Source organism: Actinacidiphila alni, assembly GCF_900112845.1.
GTDB classification, from domain to species: domain Bacteria; phylum Actinomycetota; class Actinomycetes; order Streptomycetales; family Streptomycetaceae; genus Actinacidiphila; species Actinacidiphila alni.
The window spans coordinates 22060-48376 of sequence record NZ_FONG01000003.1 but is presented as its reverse complement, the minus strand read 5'-3'; the positions used below and the strand labels follow the sequence as shown (position 1 = coordinate 48376).

Here is a 26317-nt window from a genome sequence, read left to right as displayed (position 1 = left end):
CCATGTCAAATGGATGAGATATGAGTCATCCATTAGGAAGGCGCTAGACTCGGTCCCATGGACAGCACCCAGCCACCCCGGGCCGACGCGCCGGTGCTCGGTGAGCCGCTGCCGATCGAGCTGATGAACACCGTCTGGGCCGACCGGGACGGCGTGCACGACGCGCTGGCCGACGCCGACGGCCTCGCCCGCTGGCTGCGGGCGGTGCGGCCACGCCTGGAGCCGCGGTCCGGCGAGGCCGGGACCGCGGGGGGATGGGACCCGGACGAGGGAGCCGCGCTCGCCGCGCGCTACCGGCGGCTGCGCGACGCGCTGCGCCGGCTGGCCGCCGCCGCGACCGACGACGACCGTCCGGCCGCCGCCTCGCCCACGCCCGATGTCGACGCGGCCGTCGCCGTACTCAACTCGGCCTGCGCGGACGCCCCGACGTGGTCGCATCTGACCTGGCCGGAGGGCGGCGCGCCGAGCCGTACCGACCGCTCGGCACGCCCGCGGTCGGTCACCGCCATGTCCCGTATCGCCGAGGACGCCATCCGGCTGTTCGCCGGGGAACAGCGGGCGCAGTTGCGGGCGTGCCACGCGCCGGGCTGCGTGCTCTACTTCCTGCGCACCCACCCGCGCCGCGAATGGTGCTCCGCCGCCTGCGGCAACCGGGCCCGGGTCGCCCGCCACTACCAGCGGCACCTCGCGGCCGACCGCGACACCCCGTAGAGCCGCCCGTACGGCGAACCCGTCCAGCGAACCCATAAGGCGGACCCGTACAGCAAAAAAGGAAAGGAGACCCGCTCCTTTCCACTCTCAACTTATAGCGCACAGGGGGCCTTGCGGCAAGGCCCCCTTCGTGCTGCACAATCGCACGCCGAAGCCGGTACCTGCGGAAATAGGTGATTCACGAAGTGCGTGCAGTGCTGTCGTCGTTGTCGTTGTTGTCGTCGTTGTCATTTCCCGAATACCGACGTGCGGGCGGGGCGCTGTCCGGGCGCCGCCGCCCGGGTGCCGGGGTGGTCGCGTGAATCCCGTGCGCGACAGTGCCTTCCGGCTCCCCGAACGGCTTTCCGCGAAGGCCGACCAGAAGCTGATCTCCCGCGACGAGCGGCATTTCGCGGCGATCGCCGTGAGCCTGGAGGAGGCGATCGCCGAGGTGTCGCAGCGGCTGGACGAGGTCCGCAGGACACCCGGCGGCATCGGCCGCGCCGCGATGGACCGGGACACCGAGATCCACCGGCTCAGCGGCCGGCTGCGCGCCCTGCGCCGCTTCGGCCTCGACCTGTGCCTCGGCCACGTCGTGGCCGAGGACGGCTCCGAACCGCTGTACGTGGGCCGCCTCGGCCTCACCGACAGCGAGGGCCGCCGGCTGCTGGTCGACTGGCGCTCCCCCGCCGCCGAACCGTTCTTCGCGGCGACGCACGCCCGTCCCATGGGCCTGGCCAGCCGCCGCCGCTACCGCTGGACCGGCGGCCGGATCAGCGACTACTGGGACGAGGTGTTCACCGCCGACGGCCTGGAGCAGCACGCCGCGCTCGACGACCAGTCGGCCTTCATCGCCAGCCTCGGCGGCAACCGGTCGGCCCGGATGCGTGACGTGCTCGGCACCATCCAGGCCGACCAGGACGCCATCATCCGCGCGGGCTCGCGCGGCGCCCTGGTGGTGGACGGCGGCCCCGGCACCGGCAAGACCGTCGTCGCGCTGCACCGCTCGGCGTATCTGCTCTACTCCGATCCGCGGCTCGGCCACCGTCGCGGGGGTGTGCTCTTCATCGGCCCGCACGAGCCGTATCTGGGCTACGTCTCCGATGTGCTGCCCAGCCTCGGCGAGGAGGGCGTGCTGACCTGTACGCTGCGCGACCTGCTGCCGGAGGGCGCGACGGCGCCGCCGGAGAGCGATCCGGAGGTGGCGCGGCTGAAGTCGACGGCGGACATGGTGCGGGCGGTGGAGAAGGCCGTCGCCGTCTACGAGGAGCCGCCGGCGAAGGGGATGACGGCCACGACGGCCTGGTCGGACGTCTGGGTGGGCGCGGACGACTGGGCGGAGGCGTTCCGCGCCCCCGACCCGGGCCTTCCGCACAATGAGGCGCGCGAGCAGATCTGGGAGGCGCTGGCCGCGATCCTGTGGGACAAGCAGGGCCTGGACGAGGAGGAGGACGGGGTCTCGCCCGAGCTGTTCCTGCGGTCGCTGCGGCAGGACCGCGAGCTGGTCACGGCGCTGCACCGCGCGTGGCCGCTGCTCGACCCGGCGGATCTGGTCGGCGACCTGTGGACCGTCCCGGCGTATCTGCGGCTGTGCGCGCCCTGGCTCGCGCCCGAGGAGGTGCGGGCGCTGCGGCGCGACGAGCCGCGGGCGTGGACCGAGTCGGACCTGCCGCTGCTGGACGCGGCCCGGCAGCGGCTCGGCGACCCGGAGGCGGACGTCAGGCAGCGGCGGCGCACGGCCGCGGTCGCCGCGGAACGCGCGCGCATGTCGCAGGTCATCGACGACATCCTGTCCGCCGCCGCGATCCAGCAGGAGGGCGACGAGGCCGAGGGCGCGGTACGGATGCTGCGCGGCCGGGACCTCCAGGACACGCTGATCGACCAGGACGCGCTGCCGGATGCCGACCGGGACCGGCTGGCGGGGCCGTTCGCGCACATCGTCGTGGACGAGGCGCAGGAACTGACCGACGCGCAGTGGCAGATGCTGCTATTGCGCTGCCCGTCGCGCAGCTTCACCATCGTCGGCGACCGCGCCCAGGCCCGGCACGGCTTCACCGAGTCGTGGCGCGAACGCCTGGAGCGGGTCGGCTTCGACCGGATCACGCTCGCGTCGCTGACCGTCAACTACCGCACCCCGGAAGAGGTCATGGCGGCGGCGGAGCCGGTGATCAGGGCCGCGCTGCCGGACGCCAATGTGCCGACCTCGATCCGCCGCGGCGGTATTCCCGTCGCGCACGGCCCGGTCACGGACCTGCGGGCGACGCTGGACGCGTGGCTCACCGCGCACGACGAGGGGACGGCGTGCGTCATCGCCGCCCCGGGCGCGCCGGGGGCCGCGGAGTCCGCCGACCTCGGCGCGGACGCGTACGCGGACACCCCCCGCGTCCGTTTCCTCACCCCCGAGCTGGTCAAGGGCCTGGAATTCGACCTCGTCGTCCTGGTCGACCCACGGTCCTTCGGCGAGGGCGTCGAGGGCGCGGTGGACCGCTATGTCGCGATGACGCGCGCGACACGGCAGTTGGTGGTCCTCACCAGCAACTGATGGCCGCGGTACGGGCACTGCGCACGGGCGTCAGCGCATGGTGCCCATCGCGAACACGCCGGCGGGGAAGGCGCCCGCGCCGAGCGCTCGCATTGTCAGGCCCTGGGCCAGCTCGGTGAGGCGCGCGGTGCCCTCCTCCCCGAGATGTTCGTACGGGGCGCGGCCGAGGCGGTCGGTCTCGCTCTCGATCTGGCGGCGCAGTTCGACGCCCGCCTCGGTGAGGGTGCCCGCCGCGTCCAGCACGCCGCGCTCGCGCAGCCGCTCGCTCGCCGCGTCCCACTCCTGCTCGCTCCAGCCGCGGCTCGCCCTGGCGAAGTCGGGCAGGAAGCCCTTGCCGGTGGCGGTGTGGGTGATCAGCGCTTCCAGGCCGTCGAGTTCGGCGGAGAGCAGCACGGCCAGATGGCCGTCGCCGCGGTATTCGCGCAGCAGGGTGGTGGCGTGCCAGAAGGCGAGGTGCGGCTGCTCGGGCCGCGGCAGTTCGGCGTGCGCCGCGTACAGCGGCCGGCCGGCGCCGGTGCACGCCTCGGTGGCGCGCAGGGCGAGACCGGCCGCCTCGGCCATCTCGGACGCGTCGGCGGCGGCGCCGAGCAGCCGGTGCTGTACGGCGTCGACCGCGCGCAGCCGCGCGGCGGTGATCGCCTCCGGGGTGGCCATGGTCCAGGCGCGCGGGATGTGCCGGGCCACCAGCGCGGGGTTGAAGTTGTAGAAGGTGCTCGCGACGACGGCGGCGCCGACCGGCCCGAGGGCGGCGGCGCGGCCCGCGAAGTAGCACATGCGGCTCTTCTCCAGGCCGGCCGCGGTCAGCTCCGCCTGCGTCTCGGGCGCGAAGTACACCATCGAATGCAGCGGTTCGAGCAGTCGGAAGCATTTCCTACCGGCGAGTAGCGTCATGTCGGCCACCCTACGCTCCGGACGCCGGTTCCAGGGTCCGGACGACGCGCGCCGGATTGCCGACCGCGAGCACACCCGCGGGCAGGTCCTTGGTGACCACCGACCCCGCGCCGACGACGGTGTTCGCGCCGATGGTGACGCCGGGGCAGACGATCACGCCGCCGCCGAGCCAGACATTGTCGCCGATTGTCACCGGCAGCGCCCGCTCCCAGCCCGCCCGCCGCCGCTCGGCGTCCAGTTCGTGGGTCGGGGTGAGCAGTTGGACGTTCGGGCCGATCTGCACATCGGCGCCGATGGTGATCGGCCCGGCGTCGAGGAGGACCGCGCTGAAATTGACGAAGGTGCGCGGGCCGATGGTGATGTACGTGCCGTAGTCGCAGTGGAACGGCGCCCGGATCCGTACGTCTTCGCCGACCTCTCCGAGCAACTCCCGCAGTAGCGTGTTCCGTTCGTCGGGTGACAGGGCCAATGTGTTGTAACGGAGGCACAGTTCGGCGCGCCGCGCCGAGGCCGCGCCCAGTTCCGGATCATCCGGGAGATACCACTCACCGGCCAGCATCCGACGCTTGTTCCCGCCCATGACCCTCCGGTCGTCCGCGGCCCTGACCTGCCGACTTCAGGTTTCGACCCTACCTTCACTACGATCCGGCGATGATCATAAGAAAGCTACTGGCGGCCGGAGTTGGCAGTGGTCTGCTGGCCGTCCTGGCCTGCGGTCTGCTGCCCGCGAGCGCGGTCGCCGACGATCCGTCGGCGCCGCCGGCGGATTCGGCGAAGGCCACCCCGAAGGTGGAGCTGGTGCTCGATGTGAGCGGCTCCATGCGGGCGAAGGACATCGACGGGCAGACCCGGATGTCCGCGGCGAAGCAGGCGTTCGACGACGTGCTGGACTCGGTTCCGGAGAACGTGGAACTGGGCATCAGGACGCTCGGCGCCGACTACCCGGGCAACGACCGCAAGACCGGGTGCAAGGACACCCGGCAGCTCTACCCGGTCGGCCCGCTGGACCGCGACGAGGCCAAGACCGCGGTGGCGACGCTCGCACCGACCGGCTGGACGCCGATCGGCCCCGCGCTGCTCAAGGCGGCCGACGACCTCAAGGGCGGTGACGGCACCCGCCGACTGGTGCTGATCACCGACGGCGAGGACACCTGCGCGCCGCTCAACCCCTGCGACGTGGCACGCGACATCGCCGCCAAGGGCATTCACCTGGTCATCGACACGCTCGGCCTGGTCGCCGACTCCTCCACCCGCAACCAGCTCAGCTGCATCGCCGAGGCGACCGGCGGCACGTACACCGCCGTCCAGCACCGGCAGCAGCTCACCTCCAAGGTCAAGCAGCTGGTGGGCCGCAGTACGGACGCCGTGGTGGCACCGGTGGCCACGCAGGGCGCGGCGACCTGTACCGACGCGCCGCAGCTGAAGACCGGGGTCTACACCGACCGCGAGCTGTTCTCGGAGAACCGCTGGTACCGCGTCGACGTGCCGTCGGGGCAGGAGCTGCGCGCCTCGGTGAGCGTCTCCGCCGACCGCGCGGTCAACGCGAACTACGGTGTCCTGCTGCGCGGCGTCACCACGCACGGCCGCGAGATCGTCCGGGACGACGAGGACGGCACCGGCCGTACCGATGTCGTCTCGGCCGGCATCCGCTATCCCAAGCCGCACAAGGACTCCGACACGCCGCCGGAGACGGTCTGCCTCCAGGTCGGCAACTCCTTCTCGGCCGGCCCGTCGGTGAAGACCACCCCGGGGCTGCCGGTGGAGCTGTCGATCGATCTGGTGGACTCGCCCGACCAGCCCTCCGACGTGGCCTTCTTCGGCCTCGGCAGCGGCTGGTGGCTGCTGGGCACGCTCGCCGTGTCGGGCGCGGTACTGGGACTGCTGGCGGGCTGGGTCTCCCGCTGGCGGCTGAGCACGGGGAGGACCGTCCGATGAGCACGACATCACGCAGGGCCGTGCGGCTGCTGACCGTGTCCGCGGCCGGTGTGCTGGCCGCCGCGGCGCTGGCGCTCGGCGCGGGCACGGCGCTCGCCGACGACCCGTCGGCCGACCCGAGCGCGAGCGGCAGCGCCGATCCGGGCGCGAGCGCGTCGGCGTCCCCGGGCGACGGTGACGCCGCGCCGACCGAGGCCGGTACGAATTTCCGTACCGCGACGGTGTTGCGGCAGGGCCAGGAGGCCACCGCGGACGCGTCGGCGGGCGACTACCTCTACTGGGCGTTCGCCGCCGACACCGGGCAGCACGTGACGGTGAGGGCCACCGTGACCTTCCCCGAGACCGCGGCCCGGCACGGCGCGTCCACCTGGCAGCTCGACGTCTACGACGGACTGCGCCGCCGCCAGCCGTGCCGCTTCGGCGCGCAGACCAGGACGGCGGCCGCCGACGCGACGTCGGTCGAGCTGGTCTGCAAGCTGCGTACGATCCGCTCCTGGGCCGAGCCGTGGTCCAACGACCCGCTGCGCGGCTCCTACTTCCTGCGGCTGACGGTGCTCGACCTGCCGTCGACCGACCTGGGCCAGCCCGTGCACGCCGCGGTGAAGGCCACCTCGGACGGCACGGCCGGGCGGCAGGCGGTGGACGGTTCGGTCGCGCCGGTGGTGTCGGCGTACACCCCGCACACGGCGCCCGCGGACGGCTGGGCGGGCACCTGGTGGTCGCCGCGCTGGCTGTGGACGGCGGGCGGCGGTCTGCTGGCCGCCCTGGCGGCGCTCGGCGGGCACCGGCTGGCCCGCGGCCCGATCCGTACCCCGGGGCGCCCGCGGCCGGGCGAGCCGCCGCGCGAGCCCGCGCAGTACGCGAACCGGGGCATGGACTAGCGCCGGGCGATAGCACGAAGAGGGGCAGGGCCGTCCGGCGCTCCGGACGGGCCCTGCCCCTGCGTGTATCTGTGCGTACAGCGGACCGCTACTCGGCGGCCGTCTCCACATGCTGCGGGTAGAAGGCGACATGCCCGGCGATCGGGCCGACCGCGTCGTACGGCTTCTCGTACGTCCACACCGCGTCGGCGATCTCGCCGTCGGCCGTCACCAGGGAGTAGTACGAGGCGTCGCCCTTGTAGGGGCAGTACGTCTGCGCGTCGCTCGGCCGCAGCGCCGACTCCTCGACGTCCGCGAGCGGGATGTACTGCACCGGCGGGTAATCGGCCTCGCGCAGGGTCAGCGCGCTCGTGGTGTCGGCGATGACCTTGCCCGCGGCGCGGACGACGACGCGCTCCGGATTCGGCTCGACCGTGATGGGGTGGTCCGGGCCGGGTGTCTTCACTGTGCGTGTCATGCGGACTCCATCGGTGGGAGCGGCGTGGGGGCGATACCCCACCGAGTGTAGACAGACAGGTCTATACAGGTCGAGGGACGGCTGGCGGGAAGGCGCAGATCACGGTCCGGGCGCAGACCCGGGGTCCGCCGCTGGAGCATACTGAGCACGATGACAAAGCCTGATGCAGTGAAGCGCTCCCTGCCCACCAGTCCTTTCCGCACTCCGGTCGCCCCGCCACCGAAGGAATTCGAGGTGGGCAACCGGGTCACCCACGACGCCTACGGCCTCGGCCGGGTCACCGCCGTCGAGGAGGGTGTCGCGGTGATCGTGGACTTCGGTTCGCTCCAGAAGCGGATCATGAGCCCCTACAGCAAGCTCACCACGCTCTGAACGCGCGGGACTCCCGCCGAGTTCCCGTACGGCGCCGGGCGACGGCCAGGACACGCCCTGGCGGCGACACGGCCTAGCGGCGCGGGACCTTGCGGGTGGCCCGCAGCCACTCCTTGTTCATCGCGGTGATCGAGGTCAGCGGGATGCCCTTGGGGCACGCGGTCGCGCACTCCCCGGTGAGGGTGCAGCCGCCGAAGCCCTCCTCGTCCATCCGCGCGACCATGTCCAGCACCCGGGTCTCGCGTTCCGGCGCGCCCTGCGGCAGCACATTGAGGTGGTTGACCTTCGCCGAGGTGAAGAGCATCGCCGAGCCGTTCGGGCAGGCCGCGACGCAGGCGCCGCAGCCGATGCACTCGGCGTGCTCGAAGGCGGTGTCGGCGGCGGCCTTGGGCACGGGTGTGGCGTGCGCCTCGGGCGCGGCGCCGGTGGGCACGCTGACATAGCCGCCGGACTGGATGATCCGGTCGAAGGCGGAGCGGTCCACCACCAGGTCGCGGACGACCGGGAAGGCGGCGGCCCGCCACGGCTCGACGTCGATGGTGTCGCCGTCCGCGAAGGACCGCATGTGCAGCTGGCAGCTCGTGGTGCGCTCGGGTCCGTGCGCGTCACCGTTGATCACCAGGCTGCACGCGCCGCAGATGCCCTCGCGACAGTCGTGGTCGAAGGCGACCGGCTCCTCGCCCTCGACGGTGAGCCGTTCGTTGAGCGTGTCGAGCATCTCCAGGAACGACATGTCGGGCGAGACGTCGTCGACCTGGTAGGTGGCCATGGCTCCGGGCGCCTCGGGGTTCTGCTGGCGCCATACGCGCAGGGTGAGCTTCATGCGTAGCTCCGCTGGGTGGGGTGGACGTACTCGAAGACGAGGTCTTCCTTGTGCAGGACGGGAGCGGCGCCGGTCGCGGTGAATTCCCAGGCGGCGGCGTAGGAGAACTCCTCGTCGCGGCGGGCGGCCTCACCGTCCGGGGTCTGCGACTCCTCGCGGAAGTGGCCGCCGCAGGACTCGGCGCGGTGCAGCGCGTCCAGGCACATCAGCTCGGCCAGTTCCAGGTAGTCCACGACGCGGTTGGCGCGTTCCAGCGACTGGTTGAACCCCTCGCCGCTGCCCGGCACCTTGATCCGCCGCCAGAATTCCTCGCGGATCTGCGGGATCCGGTCCAGCGCCTTGCGCAGGCCCTGCTCGGTCCTGGCCATGCCGCAGAATTCCCACATCAGCTCGCCGAGTTCGCGGTGGAAGGAGTCGGCGGTGCGGTCGCCGTCGACGGCGAGCAGCAGATGCAGCCGGTCCTCGGTCTCGGCCAGCACCTCCTGGACGGCGGGGTGCTCGTCGGTCACCGCCTCCTGGTGCGGGTGGCGCGCCAGGTAGTCGTTGACGGTGGCCGGCAGGACGAAGTAGCCGTCGGCCAGGCCCTGCATCAGCGCGGAGGCGCCGAGCCGGTTGGCGCCGTGGTCGGAGAAGTTGGCCTCGCCGACCGCGAACAGGCCGGGCACCGTGGTCTGCAGGTCGTAGTCCACCCACAGGCCGCCCATCGTGTAGTGCACGGCCGGATAGATCCGCATCGGGACCTCGTACGGGTTCTCGGCGGTGATCCGCTCGTACATCTCGAAGAGATTGCCGTACTTCTCCTCGACCGCCCGGCGGCCCATCCGGGCGATGGCGTCGGCGAAGTCCAGATAGACGCCCTGGCCGCCGGGGCCGACGCCGCGGCCCTCGTCGCAGACGTTCTTGGCGGCGCGGGAGGCGATGTCGCGGGGCACGAGATTGCCGAAGGAGGGGTAGATCCGCTCCAGGTAGTAGTCCCGCTCGTCCTCGGGGATGCTCGCCGGCGGCCGGGTGTCCCCTTTGGTCCGCGGCACCCAGATCCGGCCGTCGTTGCGCAGCGACTCGCTCATCAGCGTGAGCTTGGACTGGTGGTCGCCGGTGCGCGGGATGCAGGTGGGGTGGATCTGGGTGAAGCAGGGGTTGGCGAAGTACGCACCGCGGCGGTGCGCCCGCCAGATGGCGGTGGCGTTGGAGTTCATGGCGTTGGTGGAGAGGTAGAAGACATTGCCGTAGCCGCCGCTGGCCAGCACCACGGCGTCCGCGAAGTGGCTGCGGATCTCCCCGGTGATCAGGTCGCGGGCGACGATGCCGCGGGCCCGGCCGTCCACGACGATCAGGTCCAGCATCTCGGTGCGGGGGTGCATCTCGACATTGCCGGCGGCGATCTGCCGGGACAGCGCCTGGTAGGCGCCGAGCAGCAGTTGCTGGCCGGTCTGGCCGCGGGCGTAGAAGGTGCGGGAGACCTGGACGCCGCCGAAGGAGCGGGTGTCGAGCAGGCCGCCGTACTCGCGCGCGAAGGGCACGCCCTGCGCCACGCACTGGTCGATGATCTCGACGGAGATCTGCGCCAGGCGGTGCACATTGGACTCGCGGGACCTGAAGTCGCCGCCCTTGACGGTGTCGTAGAAGAGCCGGTGGATCGAGTCGCCGTCGTTGCGGTAGTTCTTGGCCGCGTTGATGCCGCCCTGCGCGGCGATGGAGTGGGCGCGGCGCGGCGAGTCCTGGTAACAGAACTGCACGACGTGGTAGCCCTGTTCGGCCAGGGTGGCGCCGGCCGAGCCGCCGGCCAGGCCGGTGCCGACGACGATCACCGTGTGCTTGCGGCGGTTGGCGGGGTTGACCAGTTTGGCGCCGAAGCGGCGGCTGTCCCAGCGCTGTTCGACCGGCCCCTGCGGGGCCTTGGTGTCGGCGATCGGGTCGCCGGTGGCGTACCGCGCGTAGTCCGCGGTCGCGGCGGGGGTCTCGGGCATGTCGGTCAGCTCACGATTCCGGTCATGACGCCGACGGGTACGGCGATGAAGCCGGCCGTCAGCAGCAGGGCGAGTGTGTTCGCGGTGGCTTTGAGCGCCCGGTCGCGGCCGGCGCTGCCCGCGCCGAGGGTCTGGGCGGCGCTCCAGAAGCCGTGCCTGATGTGCAGGCCGAGGGCGAGCATCGCCACGATGTAGACGACGTTGTTCCACCAGTCGTGGAAGGCGGCCACGACGTTCTGGTACGGGTGGCCCGGCTCGAAGCCGCGCTGCACGGTGCCGGTGGTCAGGTCGAGGATGTGCCAGACGATGAACAGCGCCAGGATCACCCCGCCCCAGCGCATCGTGCGGGTGGCGTAGCTGGCGCGCGGGCGGGGGTGGGCGTACGCGACCGGCCGGGCCCGCCGGTCGAGGCGGCTGAGCTGGTACGCGCACACGCCGTGCAGCACCACGGCGGCGACCAGGCCGACGCGGATGATCCACAGCAGCCATTCGTAGTGCAGGAAGGGCTCGCCCAGGGTGCGCAGCCAGTGGGCGTAGTCGTTGAAGGTACCGGGGCCGAAGAAGATCTTGAGGTTGCCGTACATGTGGACGATCAGGTAGAGCAGCATCATCAGGCCGCTCACCGCCATGATCGCCTTCTTGCCGACGGTCGAGTCCCAGACGGTGCGTGCCATCGACGGACGGCGGTCGGGCCGCGTTGCCAGTGCCATGAACCTGACCGTAAGGGCGGCGGCCTCAAGAGGTCCAAGACATGATCCGGCTCGTCTCGATAGCCAGTGGCTATCATGGCCGCTACCCTGGGGATCATGCAGTTCCAGCAGCTCGCCTACTTCGTCGCCGTGGCGGACACCCGGCACTTCACCCGCGCCGCGGAGGCCGTGCACGTCTCGCAGCCGTCGCTGTCCCAGCAGATCCGGGCGCTGGAGAACGAACTGGGCGCGCCGCTGTTCAGCCGCGCCCGCGGCAACATCGCACTGACCGACGCCGGCGAGGCGCTGCTGCCGCTGGCCCGGCGCATCCTCGCCGACGCCGACACCGCCCGGCACGAGGTGCTGGAGCTGGCCCAGCTGCGGCGCGGGCGGGTCCGCCTCGGCGCGACCCCGAGCCTGTGCACCGGGCTGCTGCCGGACGTGCTGCGCGACTTCCACGACCGGCACCCGGGCGTGCAGTTGCTCATCGAGGAGGGCGGTTCGCACGACCTGGTACGGGAGTTGGCGCGCGGCGCCCTCGACCTCGCACTGGTCGTGCTGCCGCTGCCCAGCCCCTCCCCCGCGCTCACCACCGTCGAACTCTTCCAGGAGGACCTGGTCGCGGTCTCCGCGGCCGACGCGGAACCCCTGCGCTCGCCGGCCCGGATCAGCGACCTCAAGGGGCGGCCGATGGTGATGTTCCGGCACGGCTACGACCTGCGCGACCTCACGCTCGCCGCGTGCCGCTCGGCCGGCTTCGAGCCCTATCTCACCGTCGAGGGCGGGGAGATGGACGCGGTCCTCGGCTTCGTCAGGGCCGGGCTCGGGCTCGGCGTCGTCCCCAGCATGGTCGCGTCCCGCGCGGGCCACGACCTGCGGGTCACTCCCCTCGCCCGGCCCGGTCTGCGCCGCGCCATCGCCCTCGCCCACCGCAGCGACGTGGCCCCGCCGCGCGCCGCCCGGGTGCTCCAGCAGGTCCTGCTGGCCTCCCGGGCCGCGCCCGCGCCGGACACCGCCCGCTGAGCACGGCCCGGCGGAGCGGCGGCACCTCGCGTGCCGGTCAGTCCAGCGGGACCGCCGCCAGGGTCAGCGGGCCGCCCGCGCTGCCGGTGTTGAGGGTGCCCTTGGGTTCCAGCAGCAGGATCGCGGTCTCCTCGTCGGCCTTCGGGCAGTGCTCGACGCCCTTGGGCACGACGTAGATCTCGCCGGGGCCGAGCACGACGTCGCCGTCCCTGAGCTGGATGGTCAGCCGCCCGCTGACCACGAGGAAGAGTTCGTCGGTGTCCTCGTGCTCGTGCCAGACGAATTCGCCGTGCACCTTGGCGACCTTGACCTCGTAGTCGTTGAGCGCGGCGATGGTGCGCTGCGACCACAGGTCGCTGAACTGCGCGAGCTTGTCGGCGATGTTGACCGGGGCGGTCTTCCGGGTCGGTGCGGTCATGCGGGGCACTCCATCAGGTGCGTACGGCCCGGACGGTCATGTCCGGCTGCTGTACCGAGGGTGCCCCGGAAGGCGGCCCCGCGTCTTGTACATTCCTGACGCGGTGCCGCCTGCCCTCCCCGTGGACCGGTTCAGTGGGTACGGATCGCCGGGTCGCTGACGCCCGGCCGCCCGGTCTCCACATGTCCCGCGAAGCGCCGCAGGAAGGCGCCGTCGTGGTCGGCGACGACGGTCAGGTCGTACCAGCGGCGGCCGGAGCCGACCTCGACCCAGTGGGTCTCGCGGCGCCCGGCCCTGACCGTGTACGTGTGCCGCCCGCGACCGTAGGCGTCGCCGACGGTGAGCCGGACGTCGTGGTGGCCGGAGTTGGTCATGGTCAGTTCCACGCGTTCGCTGACCGCGTCGTGCCGGGCCGTCACCTCGGGCCCGGACCGCCGCGCGGAGCCGCGGAAGGCCCGCAGGAAGCCGCCGGGGCCGTGCACGGTGAGGTCGTACGCGCCGTCGGTGCCGGCCGTCTCCCAGCTGCCGGAGATCTTCTTGCCCGCCTCGGTGGTGTACGTCCACGGGCCGTCGGCGCGGTTCGCGGACGTGACGTGGAAGCAGGCGCCCGCGGCGACACCGCCGCCGAAGGTCAGGGTGACCCGGCCGGCCGACGGCGTGACGGCCGCGTCGACCAGCGGCCGGTACGGCAGCGGGCGGGTCGGCCGGGAGCCGCGCTCCTGGCGGGGCACGGCCTGGTCGGCGGGCGGCACCGGCACATAGCTGTCGTGCCGGTCGCCGTCGGCCGGCCGGTAGTCGTCGGTGCCGGGCAGCCGGGCCGGGCGGTCGCGCTTGAGGGTGAAGTCGAAGGCCGAGGTGAGGTCACCGCACACCGTGCGCCGCCAGGGCGAGATGTGGGGCTCGCGCACCCCGAAGCGGCGCTCCATGAAGCGCAGGATCGAGGTGTGGTCGAAGACCTCGGAGCAGACGTAACCGCCGGTGCTCCAGGGCGAGACCACCAGCATCGGGACGCGCTGGCCGAGCCCGTACGCGCCGGCCGCGTAGGTGCCGTTGCCGGCGAAGATCTCGCCCTCGGTGCTGACGGTGGAGGCGCCGCCGGTCGCGGTCAGCGGGGCGTACGGCGGGACGACGTGGTCGAAGTAGCCGTCGTTCTCGTCGTAGGTGATGAACAGCGCCGTCCTGCTCCACACCTCGGGGTTGGAGGTGAGCGCGTCCAGCACCTGGGAGATGTACCAGGCGCCGTAGTTCGCGGGCCAGTTGGGGTGTTCGGAGAAGGCTTCGGGGGCGGCGATCCAGGAGATCTGCGGCAGCCTGCCCGCCTTGACGTCGGCCTTGAGTACGTCGAAGAAGCCGTCGCCCGCCTTGGCGTTCGTGCCGGTGCGCGCCTTGTCGTAGAGCGCGTCGCCGGGCTTGGCGTTGCGGTAGTTCTCGAAGTACAGCAGGGAGTTGTCGCCGTAGTTGCCGCGGTAGGCGTCCGGGATCCAGCCCCAGGAGTTGGCCGCGTCCAGGCCGTCGCCGATGTCCTGGTAGATCTTCCAGGAGATCCCGGCCTTCTCCAGCCGCTCCGGATACGTCGTCCAGTCGTACCCGGCCTCGGAGTTGTCCAGCACCGGGCCGTTGCCCCGGCCGTCGTTGCCCGTGTGACCCGACCACATGTAGTAGCGGTTGGGGTCGGTGCCGCCGATGAACGAGCAGTGGTAGGCGTCGCAGACGGTGAAGGCGTCGGCCAGCGCGTAGTGGAACGGGATGTCGTCGCGGGTCAGGTGCGCCATCGTGGCGCTGCCCTTGGCCGGGATCCACCGGTCGTAGCGGCCGTCGTTGACCGCGGCGTGGCTGCCGGTCCACTCGTGGTTGAGGCCCTCGATGAACTGCAGCCCCAGGTCGTCCACGTCCGGACGGAAGGGCAGCACTTCCTTGTCGCCGTCCGGCTGGTGGAACACCGACGTGCCACCGGGCAGCGCGACCGGGCGGGGGTCGCCGAAGCCGCGGACGCCCTTCATCGCGCCGAAGTAGTGGTCGAAGGACCGGTTCTCCTGCATCAGGACGACGATGTGCTCGACGTCCTTGATGGTGCCGGTCCTGCGGGCGGCCGGGATCGCTGCGGCGCGGGTGATGCTGCTGGACAGGGCGGTGAAGCCCGCGGTGGCGCCGGCGATCTGGAGGAAACGCCGCCGGTTGAGTTCAGACATGGATCCGAGGACCTCTTCGCGGTCGAGGGGGGGGACGGGCGTCCGCGGTGGACGGGCGTCGCCGGTGAGGAGAACGGGGGCTGCGGAAGTCTGCTCCCACAGCAGCGAGCGCAGAAGGCGGCGCGGTGTCCGGTGCGTGACACCGGGCGGTACGCGTCGCGAACAGCCCCGGCAGGTACGGAACGGGCGGGCGCGCGTCGGGTACGGACCGCTGGCGGGCGGGCCGCACGCGGGATACGGACCTGGGCCGGGCGGGCACGCGCGTCGGACGGCGGCCGGGGGCCGGGGGCCGGGGGCCGGGGCGGCCACAGGATTCCGACGTATCGCGGACAGGCGGCGTTCAACTGGCCGTCGCCGTCGGGCGGGAGCCTGCGGAGGTTCGCATCGCGAGAGCCCGCAGCGCAGCAAGGAGCGACGATGGTTGCACAGATGGAGACACTGGGTCCGTCGGCGGACCGCCTCAGCCGCCGCAGCGCGGTCGGCCTGCTCGGCACCGCGGGTGTCGGCGCCGTGGCGGCGCCGCTGCTCACCGCCGGCCCGGCGTCCGCCGCGCCCGCCTCGTCCACCGGCCCGGCCGCGTCCGCGACCCCCGCCTTCCACTCCACGCCCGACGCCGGTGGCGCGTCGCCGGTGCAGGGGCTGCATCTGACCTTCGGCAAGGACCCCGCCACGCAGATGGTGGTCTCCTGGCTGACCGACGGCCCGGTCAAGCGCCCGCTGGTGCGCTACGGCACGATGAGCCACGGCCTGGGCTCCACCGCCTCGGCGCGGACCCGGTCGTACACCGACGGCAAGTCGGGCCGCGTGGTGTACGTGCACCACGCCACCATCAGCAGGCTCTCGCCCGGCACCGACTACCTCTATCTGGTCTCGCACGACGGCGCCGCCCCGGACAGCGGCACCTTCAGGGCCGCGCCGCGCGGCCGGCAGCCGCTGACCTTCACCAGCTTCGGCGACCAGTCGGCGCCGCAGGTCACCTGGACCGGCACCGGCGCGGTGGGCCTGGACGCCAACTCCACGCCCGCCACCAAGGACATCGTCACCGGCATCGAGCAGGTCGCGCCGCTGTTCCACCTGCTCAACGGCGACCTGTGCTACGCGAACCTCGACCTGGACCGGGTCCGCACCTGGAACAACTTCTTCACCAACAACTCGCGGTCGGCCCGCTTCCGGCCGTGGATGCCCGCCGCGGGCAACCACGAGATCGAGGCGGCCAACGGCGAACTCGGCCTGGGCGCCTACCAGACCTACTTCCAGCTGCCGTCGACCGAGACGGACCGCGAGCTGGACAACCTCTGGTACGCGTTCACCGCCGGTTCCGTGCGGGTGATCGTGCTGCAGAACGACGACAACTGCCTCCAGGACGGCGGCGACGTCTACATCAACGGCTACTCCGGCGGCCGTCAGCTCGCCTTCCTGGAGCGGGAGTTGAAGAAGGCCAGGTCCGACCGGGAGATCGACTGGGTGGTCGTCGCCATGCACCAGGTGATGATCAGCTCGACCGACGCCAACGGCTCGGACCTGGGCCTGCGCGAGAAGTACGGGCCGCTGTTCGACCGCTACGGCGTCGACCTGGTGGTCTGCGGCCACGAGCACAACTACGAGCGGTCGCTGGCCGTCCGGGGCGTGGTGAGCGGCAGCGAGACGCTGACGCCGAACCCGGCCTCGCACGCCACCGACGACATCGACACCGGTCTGGGCACCGTGCACATGGTGCTCGGCGGCGGCGGTGTCTCCGGCACCACCAACCAGTCGTTCTTCAAGGACGGCACCGGCAAGGTGATCACCGCGGTCTCCGCGACGCCTGGCGCCAACGGCAAGCGGACCGCGACCTACGTCCAGGAGCAGGCGGTCTGGGCGGGCGTACGCGACGTCGACCACCCGTACGGCTTCGCGGCGTTCACCGTCGACCCGGGCCGCCACCCGGGCGACACCACACGGATGCACGTCACGTACTACAACGTGAACAAGCCCAACGGCGAGCTGTCGGTCTTCGAGACGTTCACGCTGCACCGCAAGCGGTCGGACGGCCACCGCTGAGGCGCTGACGAGCTGCCCCGCGCTCCCGCCGACCGTCCGGTCCACGGGAGCGCGGGACGCCGCCGGAGCACTGTTGACCAATTGCAGTCCACTGCATACCTTTGCGGGCACGAGAGAAGGGACGGTGCCCGCAGGTGCCCATCGCAACGGGTTCGGATTCCTCGGCGGTACGCGTCGCCCACCTCGGACACGGTCTCGCCGGTACGCCGGCGGCCGTCGCGGTCCTGCCCGACGGCAGAGCCCCGCGCCGGGTGCAGCTGCTCGGCCCCGACGGCGGCACGCTGCACGAACTCACCGCCGGCCCGGTGGAGTCGGTGCCCGGCTGGCACGGCGGCCCCTACTCCCGGATTCCGCTGCCCGCCGGCCTCGCGCCCGGCCGCTACACCGTCCGGCTGGTCGACGGCCGCGGCCGGGCCTGCCTGTCGGCGCCCTTCGAGATCGCCGCCGACCGGCTCCAGCGGCAGACCATGTCGGACGTGCTGGCCTACTTCAAGGCCGTGCGCTCCAGCGGCGAGATCGACCGCAAGGACCGGCACGCCGCACTGTGGGGCGACGACAGCGGCCGGGAGGTCGACGCGCGCGGCGGCTGGCTCGACGCGAGCGGCGACACCAGCAAATTCCTCAGCCACCTCACGTACACCCGCACCATGAGTCCGCAGCAGATCCCGCTGTGCGCGTGGGCGATGATGGCCGCGCGGGACGCGGTGGCCGAGCGGCATCCGCTGCTGGTCCGCTCGCTCGGCGCACGGCTGCGCGACGAGGCGCTGTGGGGCGCGGACTTCCTGGTCCGCTTCCGGGCGCCCGAGGGCTACTTCTACACCGGGATCTTCGACGCGCTCACCAAGCGCCTTGAGGAGCGGGTGGTGACCGCGCCGCTGCCCGAATGCGTGCGCACCGACCGCTACCAGGCCGCGTACCGGCACGGCGGCGGCCTGGCGATCGCCGCGCTGGCCCGCGCCTCGACGCTGGACGACCACGGCGACTTCACCGGTCCCGAGTATCTGGCGGCGGCCGTCGAGGGCTTCACGCACTTGGAGCTGCACAACACCGAATACGTCGTGGACGGCGTCGAGACCGTACTCGACGACTACACCGCGCTGCTGGCCGCCACCGAATTGGTCGCCGCCAAGGGCGACGCGGGCGGGCTCGCCCGGGAGGCGGCCGGGCGCCGAGTCCGCTCGCTGCTCGACCGGTATGTGCGGCCCGCGGGCGGTGGCCCCGGCTGGTTCCGGGCCGACGACGAGGGGCGGCCCTTCTTCCACGCCGCCGAGGCCGGGCTGCCCGCGATCGCGCTCGCCCGGTTCGCGGCGGTGCTGCCGGACGCGCCGCAGGCCGCGGCGGCGGGAGCGCTGGCGCTCGAGGCGACGCTCGACACCGTCGCGCGCAGCCACGCCGTGCCCAATCCGTTCGGCCTGCCGCGCCAGCGGGTGCAGCCGGCCGACGAAGCGCCCCGGGACGCCTTCTTCTTCCCGCACGCCAATGAGACCGGCTACTGGTGGCAGGGCGAGAACGCCACGATCGCCTCGCTGTCCGCCGCCGCCAGCGCCTGCGCGGAACTGCCGGACGTGTCCGGGGCGGACCGCGACCGGCTGCGCGCCTTCGCCGACGACCAGCTCGCCTGGATCACCGGCCGCAATCCCTTCGACGTCTCGATGCTGCACGGTCGCGGCCGCAACAACGTCGACTACGAGTCCGACTTCCCGAACATCCCCGGCGGCATCGTCAACGGCATCACCTCCGGCTGGACCGACGAGGAGGACATCGCCTTCCTCCCCGCCGACGCGCCCAAGGGGGACGCCTGGCGCTGGGCCGAGCAGTGGATCCCGCACACCGGCTGGTTCCTGCTGGCGGTCGCCGCCGCCCGCTGAGCCGCGGGCGGCCGGGCAACCCGCGCCCGGCGCCTGCCGCCATACCGCGGCGGCGGCTTGTGGCGGCCGGCCACATGTCCCGGCAGGCCCGACACGCCTATCCTGCTCGGGCCGTACGGGACGGCGCAGCGGACCGCGGGAGCGCGCATGCGGGAATTCGAGGACGTCGGCGTCGAAGTGCCGGGCGGACGGCTGTCGGTACGGCGCTGGCCCGGGGCCGCGGGCGGCCCGGTGGTGCTGGCGCTGCACGGCATCGCGAGCAACGGCCTCGCCTGGGGCCCGGTCGCCGAGGCGCTCGGTGACATCGAGCTGCTGGCGCCCGACCTGCGCGGCCGGGGGCTCAGCCGTACGGTGACCGGTCCGTTCTCGATGGCGCGGCACGCCGACGACATGCTCGCCGTCCTCGGTCACTTCGGCGTCGGGCGCGCGGTGCTCGCCGGACACTCGATGGGCGGCTACGCGGCCTGTATCGCCGCCCGCCGCGATCCGGGCCGTTACGGCGAACTCGTCCTGGTGGACGGCGGTTTGGGCTTCCCGGTGCCGGCGGATGTGGACATCGACGCGGTGCTGCACGCCGTGATCGGCCCGGCGATGCGCAAGCTGGAGCGGGAGTTCGCCGACCGGGCCGCCTATCACGCCTTCTGGGCGGCCCATCCGGCCTTCGCGCGGCTGGACGGGCCGCTGGTCGCCGCGTATCTCGACCGCGATCTGACCGGTACGGCCCCGCGCATGAGGTCGGCGTGCAGCCCGGACGCGATCCGCGAGGACGCCGCCGACGAGCTGCGCAATCCCGAGGTCTTCGCCGCGATCCACGAACTCACCCTCCCCACCCGGCTGTTGTGGGCCGAGCGCGGCCTGTCCGACGAGCCGACCGGGCTGTACGCGCCCGAGGTGATTGCGGCCAGCGGCCTCGAATCCGAGGGCGTGGCCCTGCACTTCGTGCCGGACGTCAACCACTACTCAGTGCTGCTCGGCGACGCCGGCGCCCGTCTGGTGGCCGGTCATCTCGCCGACGCGGCGCGGCGGTCGGCGGGCGCCGCGGCCCGGGGCTGATCCTCGGGCCGCGCCGCGTACCGCCGCGTCAGCCGTGGACCACCGCCTCGGGCACCAGCAGGGGCGCTCCGGTGGCCGCGCGGACCTGCTCGACGGTGACGCCCGGGGCGAGTTCGGCCAGTCGCAGCCCGTCGGCCGTGACGTCGACGACGGCGAGGTCGGTGACGACGCGGTGCACCACACGGCGGCCGGTGGCGGGCAGGGTCAGCTCGTCGACGAGTTTCGGGGAGCCGTCGCGCGCGGTGTGCTCCATCACCACCACGATCCGCCGGGCGCCGTGCACCAGGTCCATCGCCCCGCCCATGCCCTTGACGACCTTGCCGGGGATCATCCAGTTGGCGAGGTCGCCGTGCGCGGAGACCTGCATGGCGCCGAGCACCGAGACGTCGATCCGGCCGGCCCTGACCATCCCGAAGGACGCGGCGGAGTCGAAGTACGCGGCGCCGGGCGCCACGGTGACCGTCTCCTTGCCCGCGTTGATCAGATCGGGGTGCTCCCGGCCCTGCTCGGGGTAGGGGCCGACGCCGAGGATGCCGTTCTCGGAGTGCAGGACGACGTGCACGCCCGCGGGCAGGTGGCCGGGGATCAGGGTCGGCAGACCGATGCCGAGGTTCACGTACTGTCCGTCGCGCAGTTCGCGGGCGGCGCGGGCGGCGAGCTGGTCGCGGTCGAGCGGCATGGTCAATTCTCCCGGGAGTCGGCGGTGGCGGCGATGCGGACGGTGCGGCGTTCGACGCGCTTGTCCGCCGGGTCGGCGGCGACGATCCGGTCCACGTACACGCCCGGCAGATGCACCGCGTCCGGCGGCAACTCCCCCGGTTCCACGATGCGTTCGGCCTCCACGAGGGTGATCCGGCCCGCCATCGCGCACAGCGGGTTGAAATTGCGGGCGGCGGCGTGGAAGGCGCAGTTGCCGTGCCGGTCGGCCACTTCGGCGCGCACCAGCGCGAAGTCGGCGGTGATGGCCTCCTCCAGCAGGTGGCGGACGCCGCCGAAGTCCCGTACCTCCTTGGGCGGCGAGGCGACCGCGACGGTGCCGTCCGGCGCGTACCGCCACGGCAGGCCGCCCTCCTCGACCTGGGTGCCGGCGCCGGCCGGGGTGTAGAAGGCGGGGATGCCGCAGCCGCCGGCCCGCAGCCGCTCGGCGAGGGTGCCCTGCGGGGTGAGTTCCACCTCCAGTTCGCCCGCCAGGTAGCGGCGGGCGAATTCCTTGTTCTCGCCGACGTACGAGGAGGTCGTCCGGGAGATCCGGCCGAGCCGCAGCAGCAGGCCGAGCCCCCAGTCGTCCACGCCGCAGTTGTTGGAGACGACCCGCAGGTCCGTCCGGCCCGCGTCGGCGAGCGCCGCGATCAGCGCCGACGGGATGCCGCACAGGCCGAATCCGCCGACGGCGAGCGTCGCGCCGTCCGGGATGTCCGCCACCGCGCGGCCGGCCGAGGCCACCACCTTGTCCATGCGTCCGCCTTCCCCGTGGGGGTCGTTGAGAGGTGTGCGATCGAGGGTCGCGGCGCGCTCGCGGACCCGCCATGGGGCCTGCCGACATGGCGGGCCGGTAAGGAGCGTGTGCCGCCCACATGTCCGGTTCGCCGGGGCGCTTCTACGGTTTGCGCAACAATCCACCACCCCGGGAGCCGGCCGCCATGCGTCGCAGCACTTCGAGCACACATCGATCCCGCATCCTCCGCACGAGATCCGTCCCCGCGCTGGCCGCGCTGACCGCCGGTGTGCTGCTCGCGGGGTGCAGCGCCGCCGGTACGGCGGGCGGTTCGTCGGACTCCGGCGGCAAGGGCGCCACCGCCGTCGAGGTGGGTCTGGTCTATTCGCGCAGCGGTCCGCTGGCCGCGTACGGCAAGCAGTATCTGGACGGCTTCACCGCGGGTCTGGCGTACGCCACGCACGGCACGGGCGCCGTGGACGGACACAGGATCGTGGTCACCGAGCAGGACGACGCGGGCGACCCGGCCAAGGCGGTCGCCGCCGCGAAGACCCTGATCGGCAAGGGCACGCACATCATCGCGGGCACCACCGACTCCGGTGTGTCGCTCCAACTGGCGCCGCTGGCCGCCCAGAACAAGGTGCTGTACATCGCGGGTCCGGCCGCGACCGACGCGCTGACCGGGGTGAACGCGTACACCTTCCGTTCCGGCCGGCAGTCGTACCAGGACATCCTCACCGCCGGGACCCTGCTCGGCGACTCCAAGGGCAAGAAGGTCACGGTCCTCACCCAGAACTCCGCCTTCGGGCAGGCCAATGTGGCGGCCGTCAAGCAGGTGCTGGGCGGGCAGGGCGCGACCGTCGACTCGGTGCTCGCGCCGCCGAGCGCGGGCGACCTGACCCCCTTCGCGCAGCAGGTGAAGTCGAAGAAGCCCGATCTGGTCTTCGTGGCCTGGGCCGGGGCGAGCGCGCCCGCGCTGTGGACGGCGCTCGACCAGCAGGGCGTGGTGACCTCCACGAAGGTGGTGACGGGGCTGGCGGGCATCGCCTCGTACCCGCTGTTCGGCGCGGCCGGGTCCAAGGTGTCCTTCCTGGCGCACTACTTCCCGGGCGCCGCGCACACCGCGGTGGAGACGGCGATGCTGGACGGCATCACCAAGGCGGGCGGCACACCCGACCTGTTCAGCCCGGACGGTTTCACGGCGGCGCAGATGATCGTGCACGCCGTGCAGTCGGGCAGCGCCGACGACGCCACCGCGATGGCCAAGTCGCTGGAGGGCTGGTCCTTCCAGGGGCCGAAGGGCGCCGAGCAGGTCAGGGCGGCCGATCACGCGCTGCTCCAGCCGATGTTCACCGCGAAGCTCACCGGTACGGGCGCGGCCGCGAAGCCCGAGCTGATCAGCCGGCTGCCGATGGACGCGGTGACGCCGCCCGCCCAGCACATGGCGGGCTGACCGGTGACGACCACGATCCCCGTGCCGCCGGCGGCGGCCGTGGCGCCCGTGCTGCGGCTGCGCGACGTCGGCTGGTCGGTCGGCGGCGCGACCATCGTCGAGGACGTCTCCTTCAAGGTGCGCGAAGGCGAATTCCTGGCCTTCATCGGCCCCAACGGCGCCGGCAAGACCTCTTTGTTCAACCTGATCAGCGGCCTGGTGCCGGCCGGGCGCGGCTCGATCGCGCTGGACGGCGCGGACATCACCGCGCAGAGCGTGCCGGCCAGGGCCCGGCGGGGTCTGGGCCGCACCTTCCAGACCTCGAGCCTGTGGCCGGGCATGACGGTCGCGGACCACGTACGGCTGGCGGCGCAGGCGGCGGGCGGCGGCTCGTACCGGATCTGGCGGCGGGCCGGCGCGTACGCGAAGGCCGTCGGGCAGGTGCTGGAGCGCACCGGCCTCGCGCACCGGGCGGACGCGCTCGCCGGCGCCCTGTCGCACGGGGAGAAGCGGAAGCTGGAACTGGCGGTGCTGCTGGTCGGTGAGCCGCGGCTGATGCTGCTCGACGAGCCGATGGCCGGGGTGAGCGCCGAGGAGGTGCCCGCGCTGACGGAGCTGATCCGGTCGCTCCACCGTGACGAGGGCCGCACCGTGCTGATGGTCGAGCACCACATGGACGTGCTGCTGGGTCTGGCCGACCGGCTCGCGGTGATGCACCACGGCACGCTGCTCGCGCTCGACACCCCGCGGGCCGTGATGGCCGACCCCACGGTCCAGCAGGCGTATCTCGGGGAGGCGCTGTGACCACCGACGCGCCCGGCCTCGCCGCCGAACCGCTCTTGTGCGTACGGGACTTGAGGGTTGTCATCGGCGGCCGGCACATCCTGCACGGGGTGGATCTCGACGTCGCCGCGAGCGGGGTGACCGCACTGCTCGGCCGCAACGGCGCGGGCAAGACCACGACGGTGCGCGGTGTGCTGGGCCTGGTGCCGCGCACCGGCAGCGTCCGCTTCGCCGGGGAGGAGACCGTACGGCTGGCCACGCACGCCCTGGTGCGGCGCGGGATCGGCTACGCGCCGGAGGACCGTGGGGTGTTCGCGGCGCTGACGGTCGCGGAGAATCTGCGGCTGGCGGAGCGGCCGGGGGCCGGCGAGCCCGCGTACGCGCTGGTGCACGAGCTGTTCCCGGAGCTGCGGCAGCGGGCGGCGCAGCGCGCCGGGACGCTGTCCGGCGGGCAGCAGCAGATGGTCGCGATCGGCCGCACGCTGCTCAACGGCAACCGGCTGATCATCGCCGACGAGCCCACCAAGGGCCTGGCCCCGAAGGTCGTCACCGAGGTGGCGCGGGTGCTGGAGCGGGCGGCGCAGGCGGTGCCGGTGCTGCTGGTCGAACAGAATCTGGCGCTGGTGCGGCGGCTGGCAGAGCACTGCGTGGTGCTGGCCGACGGCAGGACCGCGCACCGCGGGCCCGCCGCGGACCTCCTCGCCGACACCGGCGCCACCCGCGCCCTGCTGGGCGTCGGACGGCACACCGCCGCGGCGGCCGGCGGCGGGAGCGACCTGTCCACCACTTCCCGGAAGGCGGACGCCTGATGTCCACCGTCGTCCTGCTCACCGCCACCGGGCTCGGCCTCGGCGCCCTGTACTTCCTGGTGGCGTCGGGCCTCTCGCTGATCTTCGGCCTGATGGACGTGCTGAACTTCGCGCACGGCGCGCTGCTGTCGATCGGCGCCTACGCCACCTGGTGGGCGGCGTCCGGGCACCTGCCGGGCGCGGGGTCCGGCGGCGCCGGCTTCGTATGGGCCGTCGCCTTCGGCACCGCGGTGGGCACCGTCGCCGCGATGGTGCTCGAACTGGCCCTGATCAGGCCGCTGTACGAACGGCCGCGCGAGCAGGTGCTGGCCACCGTGGGCGTCGGCCTCGCGGTGCCCGCGCTGCTGTCGGCGGTCTGGGGTGCCGACGCGCGCACCTTCCCTGGACCCACGGCGCTGTCCGGCACCTTCGGGCTGCTCGGCGCGCGCATCCCGGTCAACCGGCTGGTGCTGATCGGCGCGGCGCTCGTGGTGCTGGTGGCGCTGCGGCTGTTCCTCGGCCGCACCCGGCACGGCCTGGTGGTCAGGGCCGGGGTCGAGGACCGGGCGATGGTGACCGCGCTCGGCATCGACGTACGGCGCGCCTTCACGCTGGTCTTCGCGATCGGCGGGGCCGCGGCGGCGCTCGGCGGCGCGCTGGGCGGCCTCTACTACGGCTCGGTCGACCCCGGCCAGGGCACCTCGCTGCTGATCTTCGCCTTCGTGGTGGTCGTGATGGGAGGGATGGGCTCGGTGTCAGGCGCCGCGCTGGCGGCCGTCGGGGTGGGTCTCGTCCAGCAGTTCGCCAACTACTACACCGCGTCGGGGCTCGGCGATCTCGCGGTCGTCGTGCTGCTCGCGGCGCTGCTGCTGCTCCGGCCGCACGGCGCGACCGGGAGGCTCGCATGACGCTCGCGACACAGCCGCGCGAAAAGACGGCGGCCGCCGCGCCGCCCGCCGCCACCGGGCGGTTGGGCAGGTTCGCCCGCTGGTGGCCGATGGCGGCCCTGGCCGCGCTGCTCGCGGCGCCGTACAGCTCGCTGCCGCTGCCGGGGCTGCTCGACGGTCCGATCGGCAGCGCGGGCAATCTCCAACTCCTGGCGCTCTGCCTGGTGTTCGGGGCGCTCGCCACCGGCTACGACCTGCTGCTCGGCCGTACGGGCCTGCTCTCCTTCGGCCATGCGCTGTACTTCGCGGCCGGTTCGTACGCCACCGATGTGATCATGATCGAGGCGGGGCTGCCGTTCGGCGCCGCCGCGGTGCTCGGGCTGCTGTTCGGGGTCGCGCTGGCCGCGGTGCTCGGCTCGGTGTCGCTGCGGGTGGGCGGGATCGCCTTCTCGATGGTGACGCTGGCCTTCGCGCAGGCCGGGTCGATCCTGGTGGAGCGTGACCCGGGCGGCTGGACCGGCGGCGAGGAGGGGCGTGCGGCGCCCGCGGACAAGCTGCCCGCGTCGCTGGTCGGTATCGGCAACACCGTGAATCTGTACTGGATCGCGCTGGCCTATCTGGTGGTGACCGTCGCCGTCGTGCACTGGGCGGTCCGCTCCCCCACCGGGCGGGTCTGGGAGGGCATCAAGGAGAACGAACGCCGCGTGGAGGTGCTGGGCCTGCGGCCGTACGGCTTCAAGCTGACGGCCTTCGTGCTGGCCGGCGCACTGGCGGCGGTCGGCGGCATCGTCCATCTGCTGCTGACCGGCGGCGCCACCCCGCAGACCACGACCTCCGACTTCACGCTGTCGCTGCTGGTGATGGTGGTGCTCGGCGGCTCCGGCTCGCGCTGGGGACCGCTGGTCGGCGGCGTCCTCTACACCTGGGCCGACCACCGGCTGGGCGATCTGGCGGGGTCCGGCTCGGTCGCGGACCTGCCGTCGGTACTGCGGGTGCCGCTCTCCCAGCCGCTGTTCCTGCTGGGCACCTTGTTCGTGGTGGTGGTGTACGTGCTGCCCGGCGGGGTGGTGCGGCTGCCGGAACGGATCGGCGCCGCCCGCCGTACCCGTACCGCCCCTACCGCACAAGGAAGTTGACCGTAGGAATCGATCATG

24 protein-coding genes are annotated in these 26317 nt (G+C 72.7%); 14 read left to right on the top strand and 10 right to left on the bottom strand.

Annotated elements, in window-relative coordinates; translation table 11 throughout:
- The first annotated feature begins 57 nt into the window (after positions 1-57).
- Together BM076_RS05890 and helR are read left to right on the top strand one after the other, a co-directional pair.
- On the top strand, positions 58-711 hold the full coding sequence (locus BM076_RS05890) for a CGNR zinc finger domain-containing protein (RefSeq protein ID WP_093712308.1): 654 nt from the start codon (positions 58-60) through the stop codon (positions 709-711).
- Between the two features lie 298 nt (positions 712-1009).
- Positions 1010-3232 (top strand): RNA polymerase recycling motor ATPase HelR, encoded by a 2223-nt coding sequence (gene helR / locus BM076_RS05885; protein ID WP_093712307.1) that lies wholly within the window; start codon positions 1010-1012, stop codon positions 3230-3232.
- A 30-nt stretch (positions 3233-3262) separates the two neighbouring features.
- On the opposite strand, the gene BM076_RS05880 is transcribed toward helR, so the two are convergent.
- Both BM076_RS05880 and BM076_RS05875 read right to left on the bottom strand, forming a co-directional pair.
- On the bottom strand, positions 3263-4123 hold the full coding sequence (locus BM076_RS05880; RefSeq protein WP_093712642.1) for an SCO6745 family protein: 861 nt from the start codon (positions 4121-4123) through the stop codon (positions 3263-3265).
- 10 nt (positions 4124-4133) lie between these two features.
- A complete protein-coding gene (locus BM076_RS05875) occupies positions 4134-4703 on the bottom strand; it encodes a sugar O-acetyltransferase (RefSeq protein ID WP_093712306.1) in 570 nt (189 codons plus the stop codon).
- Between the two features lie 71 nt (positions 4704-4774).
- On the opposite strand from BM076_RS05875, the gene BM076_RS05870 reads away from it, so the two are divergent.
- Both BM076_RS05870 and BM076_RS05865 read left to right on the top strand, forming a co-directional pair.
- Entirely contained in the window at positions 4775-6058 is a 1284-nt protein-coding gene (locus BM076_RS05870; protein WP_093712305.1) for a VWA domain-containing protein, read from the top strand.
- Positions 6055-6939: a hypothetical protein gene (locus tag BM076_RS05865; protein WP_245795759.1), complete on the top strand. Its 885-nt coding sequence runs from the start codon at positions 6055-6057 to the stop codon at positions 6937-6939. The genes BM076_RS05870 and BM076_RS05865 overlap by 4 nt, the downstream gene beginning before the upstream one ends.
- A gap of 88 nt (positions 6940-7027) precedes the next feature.
- Here the strand turns inward: BM076_RS05865 and BM076_RS05860 are convergent, their stop codons facing one another.
- On the bottom strand, positions 7028-7396 hold the full coding sequence (locus BM076_RS05860; protein ID WP_093712304.1) for a DUF427 domain-containing protein: 369 nt from the start codon (positions 7394-7396) through the stop codon (positions 7028-7030).
- Between the two features lie 150 nt (positions 7397-7546).
- Between BM076_RS05860 and BM076_RS05855 the strand changes: the two genes are divergently transcribed.
- Positions 7547-7768: a hypothetical protein gene (locus tag BM076_RS05855; protein ID WP_093712303.1), complete on the top strand. Its 222-nt coding sequence runs from the start codon at positions 7547-7549 to the stop codon at positions 7766-7768.
- 73 nt (positions 7769-7841) lie between these two features.
- Here BM076_RS05855 and BM076_RS05850 read toward each other — a convergent pair whose 3' ends face one another.
- Genes BM076_RS05850 through BM076_RS05840 form a run of 3 tightly spaced genes read right to left on the bottom strand, consistent with a single transcriptional unit; the run spans position 7842 to position 11268 of the window.
- Entirely contained in the window at positions 7842-8591 is a 750-nt protein-coding gene (locus tag BM076_RS05850) for a succinate dehydrogenase/fumarate reductase iron-sulfur subunit (RefSeq protein ID WP_093712302.1), read from the bottom strand.
- Positions 8588-10558: a fumarate reductase/succinate dehydrogenase flavoprotein subunit gene (locus BM076_RS05845; protein ID WP_093712301.1), complete on the bottom strand. Its 1971-nt coding sequence runs from the start codon at positions 10556-10558 to the stop codon at positions 8588-8590. Before BM076_RS05845 ends, BM076_RS05850 begins: the two co-directional genes overlap by 4 nt.
- A gap of 5 nt (positions 10559-10563) precedes the next feature.
- The gene (locus BM076_RS05840) at positions 10564-11268 is read right to left on the bottom strand and encodes a succinate dehydrogenase cytochrome b subunit (RefSeq protein ID WP_093712300.1); all 705 of its coding nucleotides are present in this window, start codon (positions 11266-11268) and stop codon (positions 10564-10566) included.
- A gap of 96 nt (positions 11269-11364) precedes the next feature.
- On the opposite strand from BM076_RS05840, the gene BM076_RS05835 reads away from it, so the two are divergent.
- Positions 11365-12270 (top strand): LysR family transcriptional regulator, encoded by a 906-nt coding sequence (locus BM076_RS05835; protein WP_093712641.1) that lies wholly within the window; start codon positions 11365-11367, stop codon positions 12268-12270.
- A gap of 37 nt (positions 12271-12307) precedes the next feature.
- Here BM076_RS05835 and BM076_RS05830 read toward each other — a convergent pair whose 3' ends face one another.
- Both BM076_RS05830 and BM076_RS05825 read right to left on the bottom strand, forming a co-directional pair.
- On the bottom strand, positions 12308-12688 hold the full coding sequence (locus tag BM076_RS05830) for a cupin domain-containing protein (protein WP_093712299.1): 381 nt from the start codon (positions 12686-12688) through the stop codon (positions 12308-12310).
- Between the two features lie 131 nt (positions 12689-12819).
- Positions 12820-14877, bottom strand: coding sequence for a phosphocholine-specific phospholipase C (locus tag BM076_RS05825; RefSeq protein WP_093712298.1), 2058 nt, complete (start codon positions 14875-14877; stop codon positions 12820-12822).
- A gap of 417 nt (positions 14878-15294) precedes the next feature.
- Between BM076_RS05825 and BM076_RS05820 the strand changes: the two genes are divergently transcribed.
- From BM076_RS05820 to BM076_RS05810, 3 genes are all read left to right on the top strand, one after another.
- On the top strand, positions 15295-16917 hold the full coding sequence (locus BM076_RS05820; protein ID WP_093712297.1) for a purple acid phosphatase family protein: 1623 nt from the start codon (positions 15295-15297) through the stop codon (positions 16915-16917).
- A 134-nt stretch (positions 16918-17051) separates the two neighbouring features.
- A complete protein-coding gene (locus BM076_RS05815) occupies positions 17052-18785 on the top strand; it encodes a glycoside hydrolase family 9 protein (protein WP_245795758.1) in 1734 nt (577 codons plus the stop codon).
- Positions 18786-18932: 147 nt separating this feature from the next.
- On the top strand, positions 18933-19838 hold the full coding sequence (locus BM076_RS05810; protein WP_093712296.1) for an alpha/beta fold hydrolase: 906 nt from the start codon (positions 18933-18935) through the stop codon (positions 19836-19838).
- A gap of 28 nt (positions 19839-19866) precedes the next feature.
- Here BM076_RS05810 and BM076_RS05805 read toward each other — a convergent pair whose 3' ends face one another.
- Positions 19867-20517 (bottom strand): 3-oxoacid CoA-transferase subunit B, encoded by a 651-nt coding sequence (locus BM076_RS05805; RefSeq protein WP_093712295.1) that lies wholly within the window; start codon positions 20515-20517, stop codon positions 19867-19869.
- Positions 20518-20519: 2 nt separating this feature from the next.
- Positions 20520-21293 carry a CoA transferase subunit A gene (locus BM076_RS05800; RefSeq protein ID WP_093712294.1) on the bottom strand — a complete coding sequence of 258 codons (774 nt, stop codon included), beginning with the start codon at positions 21291-21293 and terminating at the stop codon, positions 20520-20522.
- A 185-nt stretch (positions 21294-21478) separates the two neighbouring features.
- On the opposite strand from BM076_RS05800, the gene BM076_RS05795 reads away from it, so the two are divergent.
- From BM076_RS05795 to BM076_RS05775, 5 genes are read left to right on the top strand one after another with little or no spacing between them, the layout of a single operon-like run.
- On the top strand, positions 21479-22726 hold the full coding sequence (locus BM076_RS05795) for a substrate-binding domain-containing protein (protein ID WP_093712638.1): 1248 nt from the start codon (positions 21479-21481) through the stop codon (positions 22724-22726).
- A 3-nt stretch (positions 22727-22729) separates the two neighbouring features.
- The gene (locus BM076_RS05790; protein WP_245795757.1) at positions 22730-23509 is read left to right on the top strand and encodes an ABC transporter ATP-binding protein; all 780 of its coding nucleotides are present in this window, start codon (positions 22730-22732) and stop codon (positions 23507-23509) included.
- A complete protein-coding gene (locus tag BM076_RS05785; protein ID WP_093712293.1) occupies positions 23506-24297 on the top strand; it encodes an ABC transporter ATP-binding protein in 792 nt (263 codons plus the stop codon). Before BM076_RS05790 ends, BM076_RS05785 begins: the two co-directional genes overlap by 4 nt.
- Positions 24297-25184, top strand: coding sequence for a branched-chain amino acid ABC transporter permease (locus BM076_RS05780; RefSeq protein ID WP_093712292.1), 888 nt, complete (start codon positions 24297-24299; stop codon positions 25182-25184). The genes BM076_RS05785 and BM076_RS05780 overlap by 1 nt, the downstream gene beginning before the upstream one ends.
- Positions 25181-26299: a branched-chain amino acid ABC transporter permease gene (locus BM076_RS05775; protein ID WP_093712291.1), complete on the top strand. Its 1119-nt coding sequence runs from the start codon at positions 25181-25183 to the stop codon at positions 26297-26299. The genes BM076_RS05780 and BM076_RS05775 overlap by 4 nt, the downstream gene beginning before the upstream one ends.
- Positions 26300-26317: the final 18 nt, after the last annotated feature.